The organism is Roseovarius amoyensis (genome assembly GCF_003260265.1).
Taxonomy (GTDB): Bacteria; Pseudomonadota; Alphaproteobacteria; order Rhodobacterales; family Rhodobacteraceae; genus Roseovarius; species Roseovarius amoyensis.
Genome location: NZ_QITQ01000002.1, coordinates 183,837 through 206,433 on the forward strand (window position 1 = coordinate 183,837; position 22,597 = coordinate 206,433).

General features: G+C 64.0%; 20 protein-coding genes. 8 read left to right on the forward strand and 12 right to left on the reverse strand.

Annotation, left to right across the window (positions count from 1 at the left end):
* Window positions 1–7: 7 nt before the first annotated feature.
* Window positions 8–466 carry a DUF4168 domain-containing protein gene (locus tag DL899_RS02905; RefSeq protein ID WP_111732267.1) on the reverse strand — a complete coding sequence of 153 codons (459 nt, stop codon included), beginning with the start codon at window positions 464–466 and terminating at the stop codon, window positions 8–10.
* Window positions 467–622: 156 nt separating this feature from the next.
* On the opposite strand from DL899_RS02905, the gene DL899_RS02910 reads away from it, so the two are divergent.
* Both DL899_RS02910 and DL899_RS02915 read left to right on the forward strand, forming a co-directional pair.
* Window positions 623–1,072, forward strand: a complete 450-nt coding sequence (locus DL899_RS02910; RefSeq protein ID WP_111732268.1) for a GNAT family N-acetyltransferase — start codon at window positions 623–625, stop codon at window positions 1,070–1,072.
* A gap of 94 nt (window positions 1,073–1,166) precedes the next feature.
* Complete coding sequence (locus DL899_RS02915; RefSeq protein ID WP_111732269.1) at window positions 1,167–2,411, forward strand: NAD(P)/FAD-dependent oxidoreductase; 1,245 nt, start codon at window positions 1,167–1,169, stop codon at window positions 2,409–2,411.
* Between the two features lie 96 nt (window positions 2,412–2,507).
* On the opposite strand, the gene DL899_RS02920 is transcribed toward DL899_RS02915, so the two are convergent.
* The gene (locus tag DL899_RS02920; RefSeq protein WP_111732586.1) at window positions 2,508–3,728 is read right to left on the reverse strand and encodes a phenylacetate--CoA ligase family protein; all 1,221 of its coding nucleotides are present in this window, start codon (window positions 3,726–3,728) and stop codon (window positions 2,508–2,510) included.
* Window positions 3,729–3,860: 132 nt separating this feature from the next.
* Here DL899_RS02920 and DL899_RS02925 point away from each other — a divergent pair, with 132 nt between their 5' ends.
* Complete coding sequence (locus tag DL899_RS02925) at window positions 3,861–4,712, forward strand: hypothetical protein (protein ID WP_111732270.1); 852 nt, start codon at window positions 3,861–3,863, stop codon at window positions 4,710–4,712.
* A 4-nt stretch (window positions 4,713–4,716) separates the two neighbouring features.
* Here DL899_RS02925 and DL899_RS02930 read toward each other — a convergent pair whose 3' ends face one another.
* The 6 genes from DL899_RS02930 to DL899_RS02960 form a co-directional block, all read right to left on the reverse strand.
* Window positions 4,717–5,541: an ABC transporter ATP-binding protein gene (locus DL899_RS02930; protein WP_111732271.1), complete on the reverse strand. Its 825-nt coding sequence runs from the start codon at window positions 5,539–5,541 to the stop codon at window positions 4,717–4,719.
* Between the two features lie 110 nt (window positions 5,542–5,651).
* Window positions 5,652–6,935, reverse strand: coding sequence for an ABC transporter substrate-binding protein (locus DL899_RS02935; protein WP_111732272.1), 1,284 nt, complete (start codon window positions 6,933–6,935; stop codon window positions 5,652–5,654).
* Between the two features lie 76 nt (window positions 6,936–7,011).
* Entirely contained in the window at window positions 7,012–8,121 is a 1,110-nt protein-coding gene (locus DL899_RS02940) for a branched-chain amino acid ABC transporter permease (RefSeq protein WP_111732273.1), read from the reverse strand.
* A gap of 3 nt (window positions 8,122–8,124) precedes the next feature.
* Window positions 8,125–9,111: a branched-chain amino acid ABC transporter permease gene (locus DL899_RS02945; RefSeq protein ID WP_111732274.1), complete on the reverse strand. Its 987-nt coding sequence runs from the start codon at window positions 9,109–9,111 to the stop codon at window positions 8,125–8,127.
* 164 nt (window positions 9,112–9,275) lie between these two features.
* Entirely contained in the window at window positions 9,276–10,094 is an 819-nt protein-coding gene (locus DL899_RS02955; RefSeq protein ID WP_111732276.1) for an ABC transporter ATP-binding protein, read from the reverse strand.
* A gap of 175 nt (window positions 10,095–10,269) precedes the next feature.
* A complete protein-coding gene (locus DL899_RS02960) occupies window positions 10,270–12,240 on the reverse strand; it encodes an AMP-binding protein (protein ID WP_111732277.1) in 1,971 nt (656 codons plus the stop codon).
* Between the two features lie 229 nt (window positions 12,241–12,469).
* Between DL899_RS02960 and DL899_RS02965 the strand changes: the two genes are divergently transcribed.
* Together DL899_RS02965 and DL899_RS02970 are read left to right on the forward strand one after the other, a co-directional pair.
* Complete coding sequence (locus tag DL899_RS02965) at window positions 12,470–14,347, forward strand: hybrid sensor histidine kinase/response regulator (RefSeq protein WP_239494576.1); 1,878 nt, start codon at window positions 12,470–12,472, stop codon at window positions 14,345–14,347.
* The gene (locus DL899_RS02970; RefSeq protein WP_111732278.1) at window positions 14,344–15,045 is read left to right on the forward strand and encodes a response regulator transcription factor; all 702 of its coding nucleotides are present in this window, start codon (window positions 14,344–14,346) and stop codon (window positions 15,043–15,045) included. Before DL899_RS02965 ends, DL899_RS02970 begins: the two co-directional genes overlap by 4 nt.
* 12 nt (window positions 15,046–15,057) lie before the next feature.
* On the opposite strand, the gene DL899_RS19575 is transcribed toward DL899_RS02970, so the two are convergent.
* The 3 genes from DL899_RS19575 to DL899_RS02980 form a co-directional block, all read right to left on the reverse strand.
* On the reverse strand, window positions 15,058–15,216 hold the full coding sequence (locus tag DL899_RS19575) for a hypothetical protein (RefSeq protein WP_204355235.1): 159 nt from the start codon (window positions 15,214–15,216) through the stop codon (window positions 15,058–15,060).
* 144 nt (window positions 15,217–15,360) lie between these two features.
* Window positions 15,361–18,144, reverse strand: a complete 2,784-nt coding sequence (fdhF, locus tag DL899_RS02975; protein WP_111732279.1) for a formate dehydrogenase subunit alpha — start codon at window positions 18,142–18,144, stop codon at window positions 15,361–15,363.
* A gap of 151 nt (window positions 18,145–18,295) precedes the next feature.
* A complete protein-coding gene (locus tag DL899_RS02980) occupies window positions 18,296–19,468 on the reverse strand; it encodes a thiolase family protein (RefSeq protein ID WP_111732590.1) in 1,173 nt (390 codons plus the stop codon).
* 96 nt (window positions 19,469–19,564) lie between these two features.
* Here DL899_RS02980 and DL899_RS02985 point away from each other — a divergent pair, with 96 nt between their 5' ends.
* The 3 genes from DL899_RS02985 (at window position 19,565) to DL899_RS02995 (ending at window position 22,201) form a co-directional block, all read left to right on the forward strand.
* Complete coding sequence (locus DL899_RS02985) at window positions 19,565–19,903, forward strand: STAS domain-containing protein (protein WP_111732280.1); 339 nt, start codon at window positions 19,565–19,567, stop codon at window positions 19,901–19,903.
* Entirely contained in the window at window positions 19,869–20,378 is a 510-nt protein-coding gene (locus DL899_RS02990; RefSeq protein ID WP_239494577.1) for an ATP-binding protein, read from the forward strand. Before DL899_RS02985 ends, DL899_RS02990 begins: the two co-directional genes overlap by 35 nt.
* A 245-nt stretch (window positions 20,379–20,623) precedes the next feature.
* A complete protein-coding gene (locus DL899_RS02995) occupies window positions 20,624–22,201 on the forward strand; it encodes a gamma-glutamyltransferase family protein (RefSeq protein ID WP_111732281.1) in 1,578 nt (525 codons plus the stop codon).
* An 18-nt stretch (window positions 22,202–22,219) separates the two neighbouring features.
* Here DL899_RS02995 and hspQ read toward each other — a convergent pair whose 3' ends face one another.
* On the reverse strand, window positions 22,220–22,546 hold the full coding sequence (gene hspQ, locus DL899_RS03000) for a heat shock protein HspQ (protein WP_111732282.1): 327 nt from the start codon (window positions 22,544–22,546) through the stop codon (window positions 22,220–22,222).
* Window positions 22,547–22,597 lie beyond the last annotated feature (51 nt).

Consider the following 22,597-nt stretch of genomic DNA (forward strand, 5'->3'; position numbering starts at 1 on the left):
GCCGGGGTTACTGTTGTTCTGCCGGGGCGTCGGTTGCGGCGTCGGGCGCGGGTGTTTCAGACTGCGGTGCGATCCTGCTGCCTGACTGCTTGGCTCTCAACTCGGCCAGCCGATCGTTTATGCGCTGCATCAGGTCCTCATCCTCGGTGGCGGCGGCGATGATGGCAATGTATTCGGCGGGGCTGATGCCGGGGGTCTGTTCCACCAGAGCGATGGACTTTTCATCGGCCTCGGAGATCAATTCCTGGCGGGCGTCGTCGGTCTCGGCGGCCTCGATCATGGGCACGTATTCGCGCCGGATGCGGTCGACCGAGATCATGGCGTTGACGAAGCTCACGACCTGCCCGGTTGTGACATCCTCTGCCGCGATCTGGGGACCTTCCGGCGCGTCCTGCGCGGCGGCGGGAACGGCAAGCGCCGTGCCGGCGGCGGTCAGCAGCATGGCGAGGATCGTGCGATAGTTCATGAGGGGTCCTTTCCTCGGTCAGGGCGCGGTGTGTGCGCCCGATATGGCCCGGACATGGCCCCTGACGCGACCGATTGCAAACCATGGTGGCGAAAAAATGCTGCCGCGCAGGGGATTTCGGGCTAGAACGGGGCGTCACCAGCCGGAAATGCCGCCATGTCCACACCCGCCACGATCCGCCCCCTGACCGCCGCCGACCGGCCCGAATGGGCCGAGCTGTGGCGCGCCTATCTTGTATTCTACGAGACCACGCTGGACGAAGAGGTGTACGAGACCACCTTTACCCGCCTGATTTCGCCCGACCATCCCGATCAGAAGGCGCTGCTGGCGGTGTCGGACGGGCGGCCGGTGGGGCTGGTGCATACCATCTATCACCCGCACAACTGGCGGCTGGAAAAGGTGTGCTATCTGCAGGACCTTTACGTTGCGCCAGAAATGCGCGGCGCCGGCACCGGGCGCGCGCTGATCGAGGCGGTCTATGCCGCCGCCGACGCCGATGGCTGTCCTTCGGTCTATTGGCTGACGCAGGATTTCAACATCACCGCCCGGCAGCTTTATGACCGGGTCGCGGTGCTGACGCCGTTCATCAAGTACGTCCGCCCTTGATGGCAGCCCAGCCGCGCCGCTGGCCGGCGCGGCGCCAGGTCTTGTTCCTGCTTCGGCCTTGCGCTTATCTGCCGGCGGTTACCGGAGGGGGCCCATGAACAAATCGCTCAACGTCATCGTCATCGGCGCCGGCATCTGCGGGCTGAGTTCCGCCATCTGGCTGCGGCGCGCAGGGCATGCGGTCACGCTGATCGACCGCGAAGGCCCGGGCGCGGGCGCGTCATTCGGCAATGCCGGGCTCTTAGCGCAGTGGGCGGTGGTGCCGGTCAATACCCCCGACCTGCCGGTCACTGCGCTGAAATACATGGCCAACCCCCGCTCGCCGTTTTTCATGCAGTGGGGCGCGCTGCCACAGCTTGTGCCCTGGCTGGTGAAATTCGTTGCCAATTCCCGGCCCGCGCGGGTGCAGCACATGGTCAGCGGTATCGCCGGGATCGTGACCGACAGTGTCGAGCAGCATATCGCGCTGACCCGTGGCACCCGCGCCGAGCGGTGGATCGCGAACAGCGATCTCTCCTATGTCTATCCCTCTCGCCAGGCGTTCGAGGCCGACAGGCTGACCTGGGAATACAAGCGCACCGAGGGCTTTGAACCCGAGCTTATCGAGGGTTCCGCCGTGCAGGAGGCCGAGCCAATGCTCGCGCCCGGAATCGGCTGTCTTGCGGTGCTCAAGGGGCATGGTCACATCCTGAACCCCGGTGCCTATATGCAGGATCTCGCCCGTGTGCTGGAGGATGAGGGCGGGCGCGTCGTGCGGGCAGAAGCGCGCGATATCCACATCGAGGGCGGGCAGGTGCGCGCCGTCGACACCGACCAGGGGCGGATGGCGTGCGACAAGGCGGTGCTGGCTGCGGGCATCTGGTCGCGGCCGCTGATGAACAAGCTGGGGCTGAAGGTGCCGCTGGTGGCCGAGCGGGGCTATCACCTGCATTTCAGCGACCCCTCGCAGATGCCCCGCAACCCGATGATGATCACCCAGGGCAAGTTCGCGGTGAACCCGATGGCGACGGGGCTGCGCTGTGCCGGCACGGTCGAGTTGGGCAACGCGGACAAAGGGCCGTCGCGCAGGCCGCTGAAACACATCGCGCGGCATGTGAAACGCATCTTTCCGGGGTTGCGCCATGCCGGGGTAGAGGAATGGATGGGTTTTCGCCCATCGACCCCCGACAGCCTGCCGCTGATCGGCGAGATCGGCCAAACCGGCGTCTTCGCGGCTTTCGGTCACCAGCATATCGGGTTGACCGCCGGGCCAAAGACGGGGCGCATCGTGGCGGCGCAGATCGACGGGCAGCCGCCCAACATCGACCTTGCGCCCTATGACGCCAACCGCTTTGGCTGATTGCCGGGGCGTATGTGCTGCTGATCTCTGATCAGGCTGGGCGAGGCCCCGGGTCAGTCCCGGGGCGCGGCTGTCTCTGATTGAGCGCGAAACGCCCTAGTCATAGCTGCGGCGGTCTTCGATCACCTTGCCGTCATTGGGCAGGCTGCCAGGGGCGACAAGCTCGACCCGGCCCTTGAGTTTCAGCGCTTCTGTCACCGATCTGGCATAGCGTTCCGGGTTGTCGCCCTCGGCCTCGATCTGGACGGTCATGACGTCGCGTTCGCCCTCGCGGGTGGCGATCACCCGGGCGCGGGTGATTTCGTCGTGGCGGGCCACCAGCGCGGCAACCTGTTCAGGGCGCACGAACATGCCCTTGATCTTGGTCGTCTGGTCGGCGCGCCCCATCCAGCCCTTGATGCGCATGTTGGTGCGCCCGCAGGGGCTTTGCCCATCCATCACGGCGCTCATATCGCCGGTGGCGAAACGGATCAGCGGATAATCGGGGTTGAGGGTGGTCACCACGACCTCGCCCACCTCGCCGGGCGGAACCGGGTCGCCGGTGCCGGGGCGCACGATCTCGACCACGACGCCCTCGTCCACGATCATCCCTTCTTGTGCGGGGGTTTCATAGGCGATGTTGCCCAGATCGGCGGTGGCATAGTTCTGCAGGCACAGGATGCCCCGATCAGCGTATTCTTGGCGCAGCGACGGGAACAGCGCGCCGGCGCCCACGGCGGCCTTGGTGATGTTCAGGCTCAGCCCCATCTCGTCGGCCTTGTCGAGGATCATTTTCAGGAAATCGGGCGTGCCGGTATAGGTGCTTACGCCCAGGTCATGGGCGGCGCGCGCCTGCAATTCGGTCTGGCCGGTGCCGGCGGGCAGCACCGTCGCGCCCACCGCGCGCGCACCGTTTTCAAAAATCATGCCGGCAGGGACCAGGTGATAGGAAAAGCAGTTCTGCACGATGTCGCCCTTGCCGATGCCGCAGGCATGCAGGAACCGGCCCATCCGCCACCAGTCGTGCCCGGTGTTGCCGGGTTCGTAGATCGGCCCTGGCGACTGAAAGATGTGGGCGTACCCGGTCGCCTGCATGGCGCTGTAGCCGCCCAGTGGGGGCTGTGCGGATTGTTCCCGGCTCAGATCGGATTTGCGCAGCACCGGCAAACGGGCCAGCGCCGCCGCATCGGTGATGTCAGCCGGGTTCACATCGGCAAGGCTGTCGCCAAAGCCCGGCAGAGCGGCGGCCCGGGTGATCTGCTGTGGCAGGGCGCGGGCCAGATCGGCGGCGCGGCTGTCGGCCGACCGGGTTTCGAGATCGTCGAAGTAACTGCTCATATCGGCATCCTTCCGCCCAGGTACCGGGGCGTGCATCTGAAGTGTGTTGAGAATTTATGCTGCATTGCAGAAATTCTGCATACCTTTGTATGCGGTGTTTTTCGTGTATACTATCTGAGAAAGGACAGTGTCATGATCGACACAACGCAATCCTCTGGTGCCGTCCCTGTCGACATGGATCGCCGCATCGTCTTTCATCCCGCCGACCGGATCATGGAGGTCGACTTTTCGGGGTTTCATTTCGATGACAGCAAGGTGGTCAACGCCTTCTACGACCGGATCGAGGAACGTATCCAGGACACCGGCAAGGACGCGTGGTTTTTTCTGGTCAATCTCAGCGGCACCCGAATCGACCCGCCGGCATGGGTTGCCTATTCGCGGCGGGGCAAGGCGCTGAACCTGGCGCATTCCATGGGGTCCGTGCGGTTTGATGCCGCACCCGAAACCGCCGAGCAGATCAGCCGCGCCGCCGATACCGAGAATTTCGATCCCAACCTTTTTGCCGACCGCGACAGCGCCGTGGCCCGGCTGAAATCCCTGCCCGTCGTCCACCACGAAAAGCCCGTTCTGAAGCCCAGCCACACCCGGCAGGGGATTGCCGCGCGCGTCCGGTTCGACGAGGCGCGCATCATCATGGATGTCGATTTCTCGAACGTCGTCTTTCAGCACAGCCGCGACGTCGATGATGTCTACGACTACCTCGAAGAGGGCATCAAGCAGCGTGACCGCCGCTGGTTCTTTCTGGTCAATCTCAACGGTTGCCAGATCATGCCGGCGGCCTGGGTGCGCTATGCCTATCGCGGCAAGCGGCTGAACATCGCCGGCTCGCTCGGATCGGTGCGCTATGCCGCCGGTTCCGAAACCGAAGAGGTGATCCGCCAGCGCGCCGAAAGCCAGGGTTTTCGCCCCAACATCCGCAACACGCGGCAAGAGGCGCTGGCGCTGATCGAGGAAATGCGAACGGAGTTGTTGCAAGACAGATGACCCCTTAGCTGAGCCACCGCTTGCGGCGGCGATAGCTGCGAACGTCACGAAAGCTTTTTCGGCCCTCCTCGGACACGCCGAGATAGAATTCCTTTACATCCGGGTTCTCGCGCAGTTCGGCCGCCGGGCCGTCCATCACCACGCGGCCGTTTTCAAGGATATAGCCGTAATGGGCAAACCGCAGTGCGACATTGGTGTTCTGTTCGGCCAGAAGGAAGGTATAGCCCTCTTTCTCGTTGAGCGATTTGACGATCTGAAAGATCTGTTCGACCAGTTGCGGCGCCAGCCCCATGCTGGGTTCGTCCAGCAGGATCGTCTCGGGGCGGCTCATCAGTGCGCGGCCGATCGCCACCATCTGCTGTTCGCCGCCCGAAGTATAGCCCGCCTGACTGCGGCGGCGTTCCTTGAGCCGCGGAAAATACGAATAGACCAGTTCCAGGTCGGCGGCGATCGCGGCCTTTGACTCGCTGCGCGTATAGGCGCCGGTCAACAGGTTTTCCTCGACCGTAAGGTGCTCGAAGCAGTGCCGCCCCTCCATCACCTGGACGACGCCTGTCCGCACCAGTTCTGATGGCATCAGGTCTTGCACCCGTTTGCCGCGATAGATGATGCTGCCTTTGGTCACCTCGCCGCGCTCGGATCTCAGGAGGTTGGAAATCGCCTTGAGAGTGGTGGTCTTGCCGGCGCCGTTGCCGCCCAGCAATGCCGTGATCCCGCCCTTGGGAACTGACAGGCTGACCCCTTTCAGCACCAGGATCACGTGGTTGTAGATCACCTCGATGTTGTTGACCTCAAGAAGGGTATCGTTGGTGCCTTGCGTGTCCAGCATGCATCTGTCTCCGGCAGTGCGGGCAGGGGGTACCCCGTTTTCCGCTTTGCGTCTTTTCGAAATTGTCCGGTTCCCCGGCCGCGTATCAGGTCGCGGCCGGGGGCAAGGGCTTAGTTGCAGCCCGGTTCGATACCGCTCTCTTCGGCATAGGCCATCGAGTCGGCTTCGATCAGCGGCTGGATGATCTCCTGATCCGACTGCACATAATCGGTAATCAGGTTCCATTCGCCCGCTTTCGCATCCCACTGGGCGATAGCGGCATAGCCGTTCCCGCCATGGTTTTCGCAGGTGACGCTGAATTCGGGGCCGAATTTTGGCAGCCCGAGCGCGGTCATCGTCTCTTCGGTTATTTCCAGCGATTCCAGCCCGTCGCGCATCATCTCTGGGGTGATCTTGCTGGTGCCATGGATTTCCTGCGCGACCTTGGCGGCTTCTACCACCAGCATTGCGCCATAGAGACCACGGTTATAGACGGCGCTGCCGTGCTGATCACCCGCACCCGCGGCCAGACCCTTGTCGAATACATAGGTTTTCAGGTCGTCATAAAGCGGGTAATCGTCGCCCATGTTGTGAAAGGTCAGCGCCTTGTAACCATGCGCGCCGTCACCGACAGGAACCACGTCATTCTCGGAGCCCGACCACCAGATCCCGATGAACTTGTCCATCGGGAACCGGATGTTCGAGGCTTCCTGAATGGCCACCTGGTTCATCACGCCCCACCCCCACATGATCACATAATCGGGGCGCTCGCGGCGGATTTGCAGCCATTGCGATTTCTGTTCCTGGCCGGGGCTGTCCACCGGGATCAGGCTCAATTCAAAGCCGTGTTTCTCAGAAAGCTGTTCCAGTGTGCGGATCGGTTCCTTGCCATAGGCCGAGTTGTGATAGAGCAACGTGATCTTCGTGCCGCTGATATCGCCGCCTTGCTCGTCGAGGATATGCTTGATCGCGACCGAGGCCCCGTCCCAGTAGTTGGCCGGGAAGTTGAACACCCAGGGGAACACGGTGCCGTTCTTTGCCGATGTCCGACCCAGACCGGAGGTCAGCATCGGAATACCATCCGCCGTCACCTTGGGGATCAGCTGATAGGTGATCCCGGTCGAGAGCGGCTGATAGACCAGCGAGCCCAAGCCCTTGGTCGATTCGTAACACTCGACGCCCTTCTCGGTGTTGTAGGCGGTTTCGCATTCCGGCATTTGAATCTTCTCGCCGCCGATTCCGCCATCACGTTCATTGATCAGCGTAAAATAATCGGCATAGCCGTCGGCGAATGGAATCCCGCCGGGGGCATAGGGCCCGGTGCGATAACTCAGCGACGGGAAAACAAGATCTGCCATTGCCGGCGCCGCAGCCATGACTGCGCCCAATGCCAGTGTTGCGAGTTTCAGTTTCATCGGGTGTTTCCTCCCATTTGGTTAATTCCGATGTTGTCCGGGATTTGCCCCCCCGGAAAAGGGTTCGGCCCCCTCCTCAATGCGGGAAGGGCCACAGTCTCAGTTTTTCCTTGATGACTCTCCAGAGCTGCGCCAGCCCGTGCGGTTCGAGAATGAGGAAGGTCACGATCAGCCCGCCGACGATCATGATTTCCAGATGTGCCGCCAAGTCTGTGGGCCAGCCGAGCCCGCTTACCAGAACGTTTTTCAGAAGCACCGGCAGCAGCACCAGAAACGCTGCCCCTGCGAAGGATCCGAAGACCGAGCCCAGCCCGCCGACGATCACCATGAAGAGCACGAGGAAGCTCTTACTGATACCAAAGGCTTCACCCACCTCGGCCGCGCCGAGGTAGACGGCAAAGAACAGCGCCCCGGCGATGCCGATATAGAAGGACGACACGGCAAAGGCCGACAGCTTGGCCCTCAGCGGGTTCACACCGATGATCTCGGCGGCGATGTCCATATCGCGGATCGCCATCCATTTCCGGCCCATGCTGCCGCGGGTCAGGTTCCGCGCCATGATCGCAAGGATGGTCAGGAATACCAGACAGAAAAGATAGGCCGCCCAAGCATGGGTATTTGGCCCGGTCACCGCTACTCCGAAAACGCCTCGCTCCGGCGCGTTGATCTGGCCCGAGGCGGAATAGTTGAAGGACCATTCCCACTTGTTGAAAAGCCAGACCAGAAAGAACTGTGCCGCCAGCGTCGCCACCGCGAGGTAGAAGCCCTTGATCCGCAGGCTGGGCAGGCCGAACAGCATTCCCACGAAGGCCGTCACGATGCCCGCCAGGATGACCGAGAAGAAGATGTTGATTGGAGGCAGCGCGTATTGTTCTCCTCCAATCCAGATATCGACACCGGTCATGAACTTGTAGCAGGCATAGGCACCCACTGCCATGAACCCGCCGGTGCCCAGGCTGACCTGCCCACAATAGCCGGTCAGGATGTTCAGCCCGATCGCCGCGATGGCATAGATCAGGAACGGCAGAAAAATCGAGTTTACCCAGTAGTCGTTGATGACAAAGGGCACCACCGCGAACGCCACCACCAGCACCGCGTAATAGCGGTAGCGGTCGAACCGGATCGGAAAGGTCTGGCCGTCATCGACATAGGATGTCTTGAAGTCGCCCGCTTCGCGATAAAACATGTCTTACACCCTCTCGATGATTTTTTCGCCGAACAGGCCCTGCGGCCGGAAGACGAGGAACAGCAGCGCCAGCACATAGGCGAACCAGTTTTCGGTCGCGCCGCCCACCAGCGGCCCGATCAGGAATTCGAACATCTTCTCACCCACCCCGATGATCAGCCCGCCGACGATGGCACCGGGGATAGAGGTAAAGCCGCCCAGCATCAGCACCGGCAGCGCCTTGAGCGCGATCAGCGACAGCGAGAACTGCACGCCGGACTTGGTGCCCCACATGATGCCCGCCACCAGCGCCACGAAACCGGCCAGCGACCACACCATCACCCAGATGAAGTTGAGGCTGATGCCGACGCTCAGCGCCGCCTGGTGGTCGTCGGCCACCGCCCGCATGGCGCGGCCCTGTCTGGTGTACTGGGCAAAAATCACCAGAGCGGTCACCAGCAGCGCCGCCACGGCGGTGGCCACCAGGTCGAGGTTGTCGATGAAGAAGCCATAGCCGAGGGCGTCGAGGGTGATCTGGTCAATGAACCCGTTGATGCCCTGCGGCAGCCCGACATCGAGCTTCTTGATGTCGGCACCCCACATGATGTCGCCGAAACCTTCGAGGAAATAGGCCAGCCCGATCGTGGCCATGAACAGGATGATCGGCTCCTGATTGACTAGGTGGCGGAAGATCAGCGTGTTGACCAGCCAGGCCAGCACCACCATCACCACCATCGTCAGCGCGATCGCCAGCAGCGCCGGCACATGGAAACCGAAGTTATGTATCTCGGTCCCGAAGACGGCGTTGATCAGGTGCGAAAACGGCACCTGGCCTTCCATGATGCCCACTAGCGTCAGCGCGGCAAAGAGCGCCAGCACGCCCTGGGCGTAGTTGAAGATGCCGCTGGCCTTGTAGATCAGCACGAAACCCAGCGCCACCAGCGCATAAAGCACGCCGGCCATAAGCCCGTTGAGGAACACCTCTATGGCAAAGATCAACTGGTCAGGCATGGTGCATCTCCTTTTGCGCGCCCACCCCGCGGACCGCGTCCGTGGCCTTGTTGGCAAAGAGGTCCCGGGTCAGACCCGGGACGGGTGGGACGAAACGGGTGCTGCCCGCCCCGGACCCGATCCGGGGCCACCGGACGCGCCCGGGGCGGTTTTTGGTTGCAAGATCAGTCATGTGCCACCCCCAGATAGGCATCGATCACGGCCTGGTTGGTGCGCACCTCGTCGGGGGTGCCGTCGCCGATCTTGCGGCCGTAATCCATCACCACCACGCGGTCACTGAGGTCCATCACCACGCCCATGTCGTGCTCGATCAGCACGATGGTGGTGCCGAACTCGTCGTTCACGTCGAGGACAAAGCGGCTCATGTCCTCCTTTTCTTCGACGTTCATGCCCGCCATCGGTTCGTCCAGCAGCAGGATCGACGGCTCGGCGGCCAGCGCGCGCGCCAGTTCGACCCGCTTTTTCAGCCCATAGGGCAGTCGGCCCACCGGCGTCTTGCGGATGTGCTGGATTTCCAGGAAGTCGATGATCTTTTCGACCGCCCCGCGGTTTTCGACCTCTTCACGTTCGGCGCGGCCCTTCCACAGGGCTTGTGAGAACAGCCCCGCGTTCATCTGCCGGATGCGCCCGGTCATGATGTTGTCCAGCACGCTCATCCCGTCAAAAAGCGCGATGTTCTGGAACGTGCGGGCGATGCCCTGGCGGGCGACCTGATAGGGCTTCATCGGCGGGCGTTTTGCGCCCTTGTACCAGACCTCGCCCTCTTGCGGATTGTAGAAGCCGGAAATCACGTTCAGCATCGAGGATTTGCCGGCGCCGTTGGGGCCGATGATGGCGCGGATTTCGCCCTCGCGGATGTCGAACGATATGTCCTTGATCGCCACCACGCCGCCAAAGCGCAGGGTGATGTTCTTCATCTCCATCACCACGCCGCCGATCTTGCGGCCGTCCTCGGTGGTGTAACCTTCGGGTGCGTCTAACATATTAAAAAACCTCTGGAAAAACGCCCGTCATTTCCGCCGATGTCTGATTTTGCCGATCGGAGGGCGCGCGGCCGCCCGAGGGGGGCGCGGAACATGCCCGCCTGTGGGGCGGGCGGGTGCGTGCCCGGGCCGCAAGCGTCCCGGGACGGCATGCGGGAATGATGCGCCGTGACGGTCATTCCGCTGCCACCTGTTCTGGTGCCTCCACCGGCACCACCTCGGCCTCGCAGACTTTCAGCGTGGCGTTGATATAGCCCTTGCGCCCGTCCTCGTAGGTCACCTCGGTGCGGGTGCTGATCTCGTCCGAGCCGTCATAGAGCGCGTTCAGCAGGTCGGCGTATTTCTCCGAGATCACGCCGCGGCGGACCTTGCGGGTGCGGGTGATCTCGCCATCGTCGGGGTCCAGTTCCTTGTGCAGCACGATAAAGCGATGCACCTGGCAATGCGCCAGCATCGGGTCGCTGGCGAGGCTGCGGTTCACCTCTTCGACATGGCCGCGCATGATTTCCAGCACCTTGGGGTGGCCGGCCAGTTCCTGGTACGAGGCATAACCGATGTTGTTACGCTCGGCCCAGTTGCCCACGGCGTTGAGGTCGATGTTGACGAAGGCGGTGCATTTGTCGCGGTCGTTGCCGAACACGACGGCCTCTAGGATGTTGGGGAAGAACTTGAGCTTGTTTTCCACGTATTTGGGCGCGAACAGCCGGCCATCGGCCATCTTGCCCACATCCTTGGCGCGGTCGATGATGCGCAGGTGCCCGTTTTCCTTGTCGAAGAAACCTGCGTCGCCGGTGGCGACCCAACCCTCGGCATCCTTGGTCGAGGCGGTGCTTTCAGGGTTCTTGTAATACTCCTCGAACACGCCGGGGCCGCGATAATAGACCTCTCCGTTCTCGGCGATGCGGATTTCCACCCCCGGTGCGGCCACCCCGACGGTGTCGGAACGCACTTCGCCATCGGGGTGCAGCGTGATGAAAACGCTGGCCTCGGTCTGGCCGTAAAGCTGTTTGAGGTTGATCCCGAGCGAGCGGTAGAAGTCAAAGATTTCCGGCCCGATCGCCTCGCCCGCGGTATAGCCGACGCGCACCCGGCCAAAACCCAGCGTATCCTTGAGCGGGCCGTAGATCAGGATATTTCCCAGCGCGTATTTCAGCCGGTCCCACGCGCCAACTGGACGGCCGTCCAGAATCGCCGGGCCAACCTTGCGGGCATGGGCCATGAAGGTGTCAAAGAGCCACTTTTTCAGCCGCCCGGCATCTTCCATTCGGATCATGACGTTGGTCAACTGGCCCTCGAACACGCGCGGCGGGGCGAAGTAATAGGTCGGGCCGATCTCGCGCAGGTCGGTCTGCATGGTGTCGGCGCTTTCGGGGCAGTTGACGCAAAACCCGCACCAGTACGCCTGCCCGATGGAAAAGATGAAATCCCCCACCCAGGCCATCGGCAGATAGGCCAGCACCTCTTCGGCCTCGGTCAGGTTGTCGAATTCCGACGATGATTTCGACGCCTCGATGATGTTGCGGTTACTCAGCACCACGCCTTTGGGCTTGCCGGTGGTGCCCGAGGTGTAAAGCATCACGCAGGTGCTGTCGTAATCCAGCGCCTCGCGGCGCGATTTCAGCTCGGCGAGGAATTCCTCGCGCGCGGCGCGGCCCTGTTCCTGGACATGGGAAAACTGGTGCAGCCTGCGGTGGTCGTATTTGCGCAGGCCCCGGGGGTCGATATAGATCATGTGTTCGAACTGGTGCAGCTGGTCCTGGATATCGATCAGCTTGTCGACCTGTTCCTGGTCTTCGACCACGGCAAAGCGGGCGCCGCAGTGATCCATCACAAAGGCCATCTCTTCGGCGGCCGCATCCTGGTAGAGCGGCACCGGGATTGCGCCGACGGACTGTGCCGCGACCATCGCCCAATAGAAATGAGGCCGGTTGCGTCCGATGACGGATACGAAATCGCCACGGTTCACACCGAGGTTGAGCAACCCAAGCGCCAGTGTCTCGATTTCACGCTCGGTGTCTGCCCACGTCCAGCATTGCCAGATGCCGAATTCCTTTTCCCGATAGGCGGGGCGGTCGGCAAAACGGTGTGCGTTGCGTTGCAATAGCGCCGGAATGGAGCCTAGCCCCTCCGCCGCCTGTGACGACATGGCCAAATTCTTTCCTCCCTTTGTCCGCATAGCGAACGGTGCACGCTTATTGTTGGCTCTCCCTGCCAATAGAGTGCAGGCAGAACCGTCGCGGTCAACTTTTTCGTGAAGATTTCTCAAATCTTGCCAATTGTAACAGTGTCGCAGGCCCTTTTCGCGCCGGCCTGTGGGTGCTAGCCATGTCGTGGGAATGAACATCATGCACCCTTCGCCAAGCGATACCTCCGTCATGACGATGGCGGGTCTCAACCTGATCCAGCAGGCGCTGTCGATCTATGACAGCGATCTGCGGCTTGCGGTGTGCAACCGCCGTTTTCAGGAAGTGTTCGACCTTCCCGAGTGGCTGGTCACCCCCGGCGTCAGTTTCGAAGATACGATTCGTTTTCAGGTCACGCGCGGCGAATACGGACCGGTGGACGATGTCGAAGAGGCGATCCGCGCCCGGGTCGATGTCGCCCGCGCCTTTCGCCCGCATTATATGGAAAGGACGCGCTCGAACGGGCAGACGATCTCGGTCGAGGGGTCGCCGCTGCCGGAGGGCGGGTGGGTCACCGTCTATACCGACATCACCCGCACCAAGCAGCAAGAGGCGCTGCTGCGCGCGCGCTCCGAGGAACTGTCGGACCAGTTGCTGACCTATTCCGAGGAACTATCAGCCGCCAACCGCCAGCTGCAGGCCACTATTACCGCGCTGGAAGAGGCCCAGCGCCAGCTGACCGCGTCGGAGGCGCGGATGCGCCTGACGACCGAGATGATGCCGGCGCATATTGCCCATATCGGCCCGGACCGCCGCTATACCTATTCCAACAGGCGGCTGGGCGAGGTCATACCGGGCCTGCCGTCGGTCATTGTCGGGCTGACGATGAAAGAGGTGATGGGCCACGAGGGCTTTGCCCCCATCCACGACCGGCTGGAGGATGCCTTTGCCGGCACCGAATCGGTGTTCGAGTTCACGCATGAACCCAGCTCGCGGCGCATCCGCGCGGCCTTTACCCCCGACGGCGGGCAGGGCGGTGTCTATGTCATGTCGACGGACGTCACCGAAGAGGCCCAGACACGCGCGGCCCTGCAACAGACCCGCCGGCGCGAGATCGCCGCACAGCTGACCAGCGGCATGGCGCATGATTTTTCGAACCTGCTGACGATCATCCTGGGCCTGCAGGCCAAGCTGCGGCGGATGGACCTGCCCGACGAGGCTGCCGCGCTGATCTCGGCTACCATCTCGGCCGCGCGGCGCGGGGGGCGGCTGTTGAACCGCATCGGCGACATGACCGGCGAGCGCGAACACGAACCGCGCCCCATCAGCCTGCCGGCGTTCCTGCGCGACCTCGAAACGCTGGCGCTTTCGACCTTGCCCGACGGGGTGCAGTTCGCGATCAACAACCTTTGCGACACGACGGCCTATCGGCTGGATGCGGGGATGTTGCAGGGTTCGCTGCTGAACCTGGTGCTGAACGCACGCGACGCCTGCGGCGAGACCGGGCGAATCACGCTGAGCGCCCGTTGCCTGCGCGACACCTGGCTGGAATTCACCGTCACCGATACCGGCCCTGGCTTTTCCGAGCAGGCGCTCGAACACGCGCTGGAGCCGTTCTTTACCACCAAGGGCGGCGAAGGGTCCGGGTTGGGGCTGGCGATGGTTTATGACATGACCAAGCTGGCTGGCGGGCAGGTGCAGTTGTCGAACACCGACACCGGCGGGCGCGTGACCATCCGCCTGCCACTGCGCCGGGCCGAGGCGGACGCGGCGCCGGGGATGGTGCTGCTGGTCGAGGACAGCCCCGACCTGCGCGGAACGATCCGCGACATGCTGCGTGCTGACGGTCATTCGGTGGTCGAGGCCGCCAGCGCGACCGAGGCGCTGGCGCTGGTCCGTGAACTGCCCGAAATCTCGGCGATCCTGTCGGATATCTCGCTGGGCGGGGGGGAGACCGGGCTGGATCTGCTGGACGCGTTGCCGCCGGGGCATTGCCCGGCCAGCCTGATGACGTCGCTGCCGCCTGACGATCCTCTCTACCGCGCGGCGGCCGCCCGCGCGCCGGTGCTGCGCAAACCCTTTTCGGCGGCAGAACTGACCGCGCTTCTGGGCGCCGGGGCGGCACCATGAGCGCGCCGCTGGTCACCATCCTGGACGACGAGCCGGAAATCCGGGCGATGCTGTCGGAAGCACTGGAAGAGGCGGGGTTTTGCACCCTCACCTTTGCCCGTGCCACGGAATTCGAGGCGGCGCTGCGCAAGACCCGGCCAGATGTCTGCCTGGTCGACCTGTCGCTGCCCGACCGTGACGGGCTGACGCTGGTGCACCGGCTGGCGCTGGAACAGGGCGCGACGGTGATCATCATCTCGGGGCGCTCGCAGGTGCAGGACCGCGTGACCGGGCTGGAACTGGGCGCCGACGACTATATCATCAAGCCCTTCGACCCGGCCGAGGTAGTGGCCCGCATCCGCGCCCGCCTGCGGCGCGACGCGTCCACCCGGCAGACCAGTGAAACCGCCCGCTTCAACGGCTGGACGGCGCATTTCGACCGCTATGTGCTGGAGGATGAAAGCGGCGAGGAAACCCCGTTTTCCCATGCAGAGGGCGAGGTGCTGCGCCTGTTCCTGGAACGCCCGAAGCGGCTGATTTCCCGCCAGGCGATGCAAGAGGCACTGCGCGGCGGCGCCAGCGACAGTTTCGACCGGGCGATGGATGTGCGCATCTCGCGCCTGCGCACCAAGCTGCGCGAAGACCCCAAGAACCCGCGCCTGATCAAGACCATCTATGGCGCGGGTTATATATTTCTGGGAGATGTCGACTGGGGCTGAACCGGGGACGGGTCAGCTTAGCAGCGGTCGCAGGAACGGCAGCACCGAGGCGGCGGCCATGCCCACCGCAGCACCGATCGCCAGCCGCAGAACCGGCGCCCCAAGGCGCGGCGCGGCCCAACTCAGCGCCGCGCAGATCACGGCGTAGAACGCCAGGGTTGCGATGTCCATCTTACCTCCCCGCGCCCGCTGACGGGCGCCTTGTCACTGGCCGGATGCGCGGAGCATAGCACATCCGCGCCCCTTTTGCGCGCTGACGAAAATGCAGGAGTCACCGACCATACGACTGCGTATTGTTTGGCGGCTGGAGGTCCGCTATTCCGCCGCCACAGCGCCCGGCTCGACCACCTCGACCCGCACGGCGGAATACTTGAACTCGGGGATCTTGCCGTAGGGGTCCAGCGCCGGATTGGTCAGGATATTCGCTGCCGCCTCGACAAAGGCGAAGGGCAGGAACACCATGTCGGGGGCGACCGCGCGGTCGGCGCGCGCCATCACCTCGACCGAGCCGCGTTTGGTGGTCAGGCGGACCATGCCGCCCGGCTCTGCCCCCAGTTTGCGCAGCGTCGCCGGGTGGATCGAGCAGTTGGCCTCGGGCTCCACCGCGTCCAGCACCTTTGACCGCCGCGTCATCGACCCGGTGTGCCAGTGTTCCAGCTGCCGGCCCGTGGTCAGGATCATCGGGAATTCGGCGTCGGGCACGTCGTCGGGCGGGATGATGGCCGCCGGTGTGAACCGCGCGCGCCCCTCGGGGCGGGGAAAGCCGTCACCGAACACCACCGCCTCGCCGGGGCTGTCGGGGGTCTTGCAGGGGTAGGTCACCGCGCCTTCGCGTTCCAGACGTTCCCAGGTGATGTTGTCGAGCGAGCGCATGTTGATCTTCATCTCGGCAAAGATATCCGCCGGGCTGTCGTAGCGCCAGTCCAGCCCCAGCCGCCGCGCCAGATCGACGGTGATCTTCCAGTCCTCGCGCGCCTCGCCGGGCGGGGGCACGGCGGGGCGGCCGATCTGGACCTGCCGGTTGGTGTTGGTCACGGTGCCTGACTTTTCATAGAACGCCGAGGCCGGCAAAATCACGTCGGCATAGTTCGCCGTTTCAGTCAGAAAGATGTCCTGCACCACCAGGTGATCCAGCTTGGCCAGCGCGTCGCGGGCGTGTTCCACGTCGGGGTCGGACATGGCCGGGTTTTCCCCCAACACATACATGCCGCGGATCTGGCCGTCATGGACCGCATCCATGATCTCGGTCACGGTCAGGCCCTTTTCGGCGCTGAAATCGCCCGATTGCCAGACCTCGGTAAAGGCCGAGCGCACGCCATCGTCGGTCACGCTTTGATAATCGGGCAGGAACATGGGGATCAGCCCGGCGTCGGATGCGCCCTGCACGTTGTTCTGGCCCCTCAGCGGGTGCAGCCCGGTGCCCGGGCGCCCGACATGCCCGCACATCAGTGCGAGGCTGATCAGGCAGCGCGAATTGTCGGTGCCGTGGATGTGCTGGCTGACGCCCATGCCCCAGAATATCATCCCCGCCTTGGCGGTGGCGAAATCGCGGGCGACGGCGCGCAGTGTCTCGGCCGGGATGCCGCAGATCGGCTCCATCTTCTCGGGCGGGAACTGGGCCAGGTGGGCCTTTTCGGCCTCCCAATTCTCGGTGAAGGCCTCGATGTATTGCTGATCGTACAGCTTTTCCTCGACGATCACGTTCATGATCGCGTTCAGCATCGCCACGTCCGCGCCGGGACGGAATTGCAGCATGTGGGTGGCAAAGCGGCGCAACCCGACGCCGCGCGGGTCCATCACGATCAGCTTGCCGCCACGCTTGGTGAACTGCTTGAAATAGGTCGCCGCGACGGGGTGGTTTTCAATCGGGTTGCAGCCGATCATGATCGCCACATCGGCGTTTTCGATCTGGTTGAAGGTCGCCGTCACCGCGCCCGAGCCGACGTTTTCTATCAGCGCGACGACAGACGAGGCATGGCACAGCCGGGTGCAGTGATCGACGTTGTTGTGCCCGAATCCCTGGCGGATCAGTTTCTGAAACAGATACGCCTCTTCGTTGGTGCACTTGGCGCTGCCGAAACCCGCCACCGCCTTGCCGCCATGCGCATCACCCAGCCGTTTCAGCCCGCCGGCGGCAAAATCGAGCGCCTCGTCCCACTCTGCCTCGCGGAAGAATTCGCGCCAGTTGCCGGGATCGACGTTCAGGCCCTTTGCCGGCGCGTCCTCTCGCCGGATCAGCGGCTTTGTCAGGCGGTGCGGGTGGTGGATATAGTCAAAGCCGAACCGCCCCTTGACGCAAAGCCGCCCCTCATTGGCGGGGCCGTTGAGGCCATCGACATACTTTATACGGCCATCCTTGACCTTGAGGCTGACCTGGCAGCCGACCCCGCAGAAGGGGCAGACGCTGGCGACCTCGCTGTCATAGTCTGCGCTGTCGCCTTGCTGGGCATCGTCCAGCACCGTGGCCTCCATCAGGGCGCCGGTCGGGCAGGCCTGCACGCATTCGCCGCAGGCCACGCAGGTGCTCTGCCCCATCGGGTCGGCGAAATCAAAGGTGGGAAATGCGTCGTGCCCGCGCCCGGCCATGCCGATCACGTCGTTGACCTGCACCTCGCGGCAGGCGCGCACGCACAGCCCGCACTGGATGCAGGCATCAAGATTGACGCGCATCGCGACATGGCTGTCATCCAGCAGCGGCACGCGCTCGGGTTCAAGCCGGGGAAAGCGGCTTTCGCTGACGCCGTTCAGCTCTGCCATGGCCCACAGGTGGCTGGATCGGTCATGCGCGGCCTCGTGCTCTGGCTGGTCGGCCAGCAGCAGCTCGACCACCATCTTGCGCGCCTTCTCGGCGCGGGCCGAGTTGGTGGTCACCACCATGCCGTCGCGGGGTTCGCGGATGCAGGACGCCGCCAGCGTGCGCTCGCCCTCGATCTCGACCATGCAGGCGCGGCAGTTGCCATCCGGGCGATAACCCGTCGCGGGCTTGTGGCACAGATGCGGAATCACCAGCCCACGGCCGTTTGCCACTTCCCAGATGGTCTGGCCTGGTTCGGCCTCGACCTCGTGGCTATCGAGCGTGAATCGGATCGTCCCAGACATCGGCGCATCTCCCTTTCAGGGGCCCATGATACACCACTTAGGCCCAATTCCGGGCCTGCCAATCCCGACACCTGACTGCGGATTTGCGCCACGGGCGCAGGGCAGTTTCGGGCCTGACCCGCGCCAGGCCCGGCTGACACATAATCCGGCGTCAGACCCGTTCGATGGCGATCGCGGTGCCTTCGCCGCCGCCGATGCAGATCGCGGCGACGCCGCGTTTCAACCCGCGTTTTTCCAGCGCGTTGAGCAGCGTGACCATGATTCGCGCACCGCTGGCGCCGATGGGGTGGCCCAGTGCGCAGGCGCCGCCGTTGACGTTGACCTTGTCGCGCGGCAGTTTCATCTCGCGCATGAAGGCCATCGGCACCACGGCGAAGGCCTCGTTCACCTCCCACAGGTCGACATCGTCCTTGGACCAGCCGATCCGGGCCAGCAGTTTCTGCGCTGCGGGCACCGGCGCGGTGGTGAACCAGCCGGGCGCCTGGGCGTGGCTGGCATGCCCCATTATGCGGGCGCGGATGTTGAGCCCCCTTTCGCGTGCCACCTCGGCCGAGGCCAGCACCAGCGCCGCCGCGCCATCCGAGATCGACGACGAGTTGGCCGGCGTCACGGTGCCGTCCTTGCGAAAGGCGGGCTTGAGCTGCGGGATCTTTTCGGGCCGCGCCTTGGCGGGCTGTTCGTCTTGGGAAACTGTCACCTCGCCGTTGCGGGTGGCGATGGTGACCGGCGCGATCTCGCCCTCGAAAGCGCCCGATTTCTGCGCCTCCAGCGCGAACTTGAGCGAGCCGAGCGCATATTCATCCTGCATCTGGCGGGTGAACTGGAATTTCTCAGCGCAATCCTCGGCAAAGGTGCCCATCAGTCGGCCCTTGTCATAGGCGTCCTCCAGCCCGTCCAGGAACATGTGGTCCTTGACCTCGGCATGGCCCAGTCGGGCGCCGCCGCGCATCTTGGGCAGCAGGTAGGGCGCCATCGACATGCTTTCCATGCCGCCTGCCAGCACGGTTTCGGCAGCACCAAGCGCGATCTGGTCGAACCCGATCATCGCCGCCTTCATGCCGGATCCGCACATCTTGTTCAGCGTTGTGGCGGGCACCTCCTCGCCCAGTCCGGCGTCGAAGGCCGCCTGCCGCGCCGGGGCCTGGCCCTGGCCAGCGGGCAGGACGCAGCCCATCATCACCTCGTCCACCGTTTCGGTGCGCGCATCGGCAAGCGCGGCCCGAATCGCGGTGCCGCCCAGATGCGCGGCCTCGACGCCGTCGAAATCGCCCTGAAACCCACCCATCGGCGTGCGCGCGGCGCCGGCTATGACAACCTCTTTCATCTGCATGCTCCTCCTGCGAATTTCCGGCCGCCGAACACCGATTGGTAAGGATTGCTGCCTAACCTTGCCCCAATCACTAGCCGATGCGGAATGCTCATGGAACTGGAAAGCTATCTCCTTGGCGGCACCCAGGTTGTCGCCGTTCACGCGCAGCGAATCGATTCCGCTGCCGCGATCCGGTTCAAGGACGCGATGCGCGCCGTAACCGCCGATGGGCCGGCGCATGTGGTGCTTGACCTCAGCACGGTCGCCTTTGTCGATTCCAGCGGGCTGGGTGCGATCGTGGCGGTGATGAAATTCCTCGGTTCAGGGCGCAGGCTGGATCTTGCCGGGTTGACGCCGGATGTCGACAAGGTCTTTCGCCTGACGCGGATGGACACGGTTTTCGGCATATTCCGCGATGCCGATGCCGCCTGCCGCCGTGCTGCAGGCTGATCTGGCGGTCAGGTGCCGGGCCATTGCCATACGGGAGCGGGGAACGCGGCTGGTCACCCTGACCTTTCCGGCAACGGCAGAGGGCACGCGCCACGCGCTGTGTGACCTGTGTGTCGCGCTGACGAGGGCGGGCCTGGCGGCAGAGCTGTTGTCGCGGGTCGAAATGGCGCTGGCCGAGGTGCTCAACAATATCGCGGAACATGCCTATCGCGCCGGGCCTATCGCACCGGTCCGGCTGGCGGTGGAACAGTGTGGCGAGGAATTGTGTGTGTGCGTGCGCGACTGCGGCCGGCCCATGCCCGGCGGCGCGCTGCCCGATGGCGCCCTGCCAAGTCGCGACGTTCCCCGCGACCGCCTGCCAGAGGGTGGATTTGGCTGGTTTCTGATACGGGCGCAGTCGGATTTCCTGCTTTACCACCGCGAGGGTCGGAAAAACACGTTGGAGTTGTATTTCTGGCCGCGATCGGGCGGGTGAGCACACGAAAACTTATTATTGCCCAAATGAGAGCGAAAATCCGCCCGGATGCATGGGCAAAACTGTACCCGTAGCTGCATATAGCTTCCCTCGGCGCCGCGTGTAACAGCCCCCACCCAGTACGCGGCGTCGAGGTCTTCTCCCCCCCCAAACAAGCATTCCGAAACAGCCGCAGGCGCGGTGCGTTGGCAATCGCCCATGGCGCGACTAGTCTCGTGGGCGAGGATGGAACTCAGGGGGCTTTCATGCGCGATCTTCACCTGCCGGGGCGTTCGCCGGTTCTGGCCGAGAACGGCCTTTGCGCCACCTCGCACCCGCTGGTGGCCAAGTTGGCGGTGGACATGCTGGAACGCGGCGGCAACGCGGTCGATGCCGCCATCGCCGGCGCGATGGTGCTGAACGTTTGCGAACCTCACATGACCGGCCTTGGTGGTGACTGTTTCGTGCTCTTTACCGGGCCGGGCGGCAGCGATCTGCGCGGGCTGAACGGCTCGGGCCGGGCGCCGGCGGCGGCATCAGCCGCCGATCTGCGTGCCAGGGGGCACGAAACGGTGCCGCTGCGGGGCGCAGAGGCGGTGACAATGCCCGGCGCGGTCGATGCCTTTTGCCGGCTAAGCGCCGATCACGGGCGGATGGGGCTGGATGCGGTTCTTGCCCCCGCGATCCGCTATGCCGAGGCCGGTGTGCCGGTCGCCCCGCGCGTGGCCTTTGACTGGCCCACCGCGGGCCAGGCGTTGCAAGGGCACGGCCTGACGCATTTCACCCGTTCGGGCGAGCCGCTGAAAACCGGCGACATCTTTTGCGCGCCGGGGCAGGCCGAGGTGCTGCGCCGCATAGCGCGCGAGGGGCGCGACGGGTTCTATACCGGCGAGGTGGCTGACGACATGCTGGCGGCGCTGCGCCAGGCGGGCGGCGTGCACACGGCCGAGGATTTTGCCGCCGTCGCCTGCGACTATACCGATCCGGTGGCGGGCGAATATGCCGGGGTGGAATTGGTCGAGCATCCGCCGAACGGGCAGGGGGCGACCGCGATTCTGCTGCTAAACATCCTTTCCCACTTCGACATCAAGGCGATGGACCCACTGGGCGCCGAGCGCATCCATATCGAGGCCGAGGCGACCAAGCTGGCCTATGACGCGCGCAACCGCTTCATCGCCGACCCGGACCGCACCGCGCGGCTGGAACACATGCTGGCGCCGGAAACCGCCGCCCGGCTGGCCGCATTGATCGACCCGAAACGGGCGATGCCGGCGGCTGCATCGCTGACCGAGGCGGTGCACCGCGACACCGTCTATATCACCGTGGTCGACCGCGACCGGATGGCGGTTTCGCTGATCTATTCACTGTATCACGGTTTCGGCTCCGGCATCGCGTCGGAACGTTTCGGCATCCTGCTGCAAAACCGTGGCGCGGGTTTCAACCTGACCCCCGGCCACCCCAACGAGATGGAAGGGGGCAAGCGGCCGATGCACACCATCATCCCGGCCATGCTGCGCAGGGGTGGCAAGGTGTTCATGCCGTTCGGCGTGATGGGCGGGGCCTATCAGCCCGAGGGGCACGCGCGGTTCGTGTCGAACCTGCGCGATTTCGGGATGTCGCCACAGGCCGCGATTGACGCGCCGCGCAGCTTTGCCGATGCCGGCGTGCTGAAGCTCGAGCGCGGCTATGATCCGGCGGTGGGGCGGGAACTGGCCGCGATGGGACATGAAATCACCGTGCCCGATGCGCCGCTGGGCGGTGCGCAGGCGATCATGATTCACGACAGCGGTGTGCTGGAGGGCGGCAGCGACTCGCGCAAGGACGGCTGCGCGCTGGGGTACTGAACGTCCCCGCGCCGCGGGTCAGTTCAGCTGGAAATGCAGCGGGTAAAGGCCGTCCTGCAGCGGGCCGAAAAGCTCGGGCAGGTCGGGGTGTTCCACCGGTTCGCCCGAATAGTCGGCGATCAGATTCTGTTCGCTGACATAGGCCACGTAATAGCTTTGATCGTTTTCCGCCAGCAGGTGATAGAACGGCTGTTCCTTGGCCGGGCGGCTGTCCTCCGGCAAGGCCTCATACCATTCATCCGAGTTGGAGAATTGCGGATCGACGTCAAAGACAACACCCCGGAAAGGATGCCTGCGATGGCGCACGATCTGGCCAAGGTGATATTTTGCGCGTTTCGTTTGCATCTTCGTCAGCCCCTACCGATGGAGTCTAAGCCTTTCAAGGCCGATTTGTCC

Excerpts from the sequence above, each read along its gene's own strand:
- DL899_RS02905 (WP_111732267.1), bottom strand. The coding sequence starts at position 466 with ATGAACTATCGCACGATCCTCGCCATGCTGCTGACCGCCGCCGGCACG.
- DL899_RS02910 (WP_111732268.1), top strand. The coding sequence starts at position 623 with ATGTCCACACCCGCCACGATCCGCCCCCTGACCGCCGCCGACCGGCCC.
- DL899_RS02915 (WP_111732269.1), top strand. The coding sequence starts at position 1,167 with ATGAACAAATCGCTCAACGTCATCGTCATCGGCGCCGGCATCTGCGGG.
- DL899_RS02920 (WP_111732586.1), bottom strand. The coding sequence starts at position 3,728 with ATGAGCAGTTACTTCGACGATCTCGAAACCCGGTCGGCCGACAGCCGC.
- DL899_RS02925 (WP_111732270.1), top strand. The coding sequence starts at position 3,861 with ATGATCGACACAACGCAATCCTCTGGTGCCGTCCCTGTCGACATGGAT.
- DL899_RS02930 (WP_111732271.1), bottom strand. The coding sequence starts at position 5,541 with ATGCTGGACACGCAAGGCACCAACGATACCCTTCTTGAGGTCAACAAC.
- DL899_RS02935 (WP_111732272.1), bottom strand. The coding sequence starts at position 6,935 with ATGAAACTGAAACTCGCAACACTGGCATTGGGCGCAGTCATGGCTGCG.
- DL899_RS02940 (WP_111732273.1), bottom strand. The coding sequence starts at position 8,121 with ATGTTTTATCGCGAAGCGGGCGACTTCAAGACATCCTATGTCGATGAC.
- DL899_RS02945 (WP_111732274.1), bottom strand. The coding sequence starts at position 9,111 with ATGCCTGACCAGTTGATCTTTGCCATAGAGGTGTTCCTCAACGGGCTT.
- DL899_RS02955 (WP_111732276.1), bottom strand. The coding sequence starts at position 10,094 with ATGTTAGACGCACCCGAAGGTTACACCACCGAGGACGGCCGCAAGATC.
- DL899_RS02960 (WP_111732277.1), bottom strand. The coding sequence starts at position 12,240 with ATGTCGTCACAGGCGGCGGAGGGGCTAGGCTCCATTCCGGCGCTATTG.
- DL899_RS02965 (WP_239494576.1), top strand. The coding sequence starts at position 12,470 with ATGACGATGGCGGGTCTCAACCTGATCCAGCAGGCGCTGTCGATCTAT.
- DL899_RS02970 (WP_111732278.1), top strand. The coding sequence starts at position 14,344 with ATGAGCGCGCCGCTGGTCACCATCCTGGACGACGAGCCGGAAATCCGG.
- DL899_RS19575 (WP_204355235.1), bottom strand. The coding sequence starts at position 15,216 with ATGGACATCGCAACCCTGGCGTTCTACGCCGTGATCTGCGCGGCGCTG.
- fdhF (WP_111732279.1), bottom strand. The coding sequence starts at position 18,144 with ATGTCTGGGACGATCCGATTCACGCTCGATAGCCACGAGGTCGAGGCC.
- DL899_RS02980 (WP_111732590.1), bottom strand. The coding sequence starts at position 19,468 with ATGAAAGAGGTTGTCATAGCCGGCGCCGCGCGCACGCCGATGGGTGGG.
- DL899_RS02985 (WP_111732280.1), top strand. The coding sequence starts at position 19,565 with ATGGAACTGGAAAGCTATCTCCTTGGCGGCACCCAGGTTGTCGCCGTT.
- DL899_RS02990 (WP_239494577.1), top strand. The coding sequence starts at position 19,869 with ATGCCGATGCCGCCTGCCGCCGTGCTGCAGGCTGATCTGGCGGTCAGG.
- DL899_RS02995 (WP_111732281.1), top strand. The coding sequence starts at position 20,624 with ATGCGCGATCTTCACCTGCCGGGGCGTTCGCCGGTTCTGGCCGAGAAC.
- hspQ (WP_111732282.1), bottom strand. The coding sequence starts at position 22,546 with ATGCAAACGAAACGCGCAAAATATCACCTTGGCCAGATCGTGCGCCAT.